We start from the raw sequence: 777 nt of genomic DNA on the forward strand, positions 1-777 counted from the left end.
CTATAGTCCTCTGTCAGCCAAGCCGTGCGTCCCCCAATAGCACCGTCAGCGAAAATTTTCACTGCACCAAGTTCAACGTATTCCGTGCCATCACCCCAGCCAAGATTTTGATCAAACATATCCTGAAGGACTTCATGATGAACCAATAAATGTGCTTTAAACCTTGTATTTACTCCATCAATCGCATCAATAAAGGCCCGATATGTTTTGTCGAAACTTCCATAATAACTTAAGTCCTCACTGTGTCCACCAACTACGCCCTTAGAAACAAGATCATCGACTGCGATTTCTATAACCTTTTGCAAATAATCCTTTGATACACTTGGAAGTGATCTATTTATTAAATCCTGGGCTGTATCCAGAAAGTAACCAGTTATTTCGTCATGCTCATCCCTGACTATGATTCCGCCTTGTGGATCGGGTGTATCCTCTTTAACATTTGATAAGTTTATTGCGTACGAATTGGCCAAAAGAGCGTGGCGGCATACACGTGTTAACATAACCGGATTATTCGGACAAATTTCATCTAACTCGGATTTGTGGATAATGATTGGATCATCCCATTGATTTTCATTCCAGCCTTCCCCAATTAACCATTCATTCTCCGATAAATTAGCGGTTCGATTCCGTAATGTCTCCTTTACTTCTTCAGCAGATTTTAACTGTGATAAATCGAGTCTCAGCAGTTTTTCTCCATGCATCAAAATATGTAAGTGGCTATCGATTAATCCCGGCAGCATTGTTTTTCCCTGCAAATTAATTTCATTCTCAATACTT

1 protein-coding gene is annotated in these 777 nt (G+C 40.2%); it reads right to left on the reverse strand.

Annotated features, from left to right (window positions below; translation table 11 throughout):
- On the reverse strand, window positions 1-755 hold a 755-nt coding region (locus tag AC3G7N_RS20830), incomplete at its 3' end, for an amidohydrolase (RefSeq protein ID WP_489424072.1).
- Window positions 756-777: the final 22 nt, after the last annotated feature.

Source organism: Virgibacillus carmonensis (assembly GCF_057836705.1).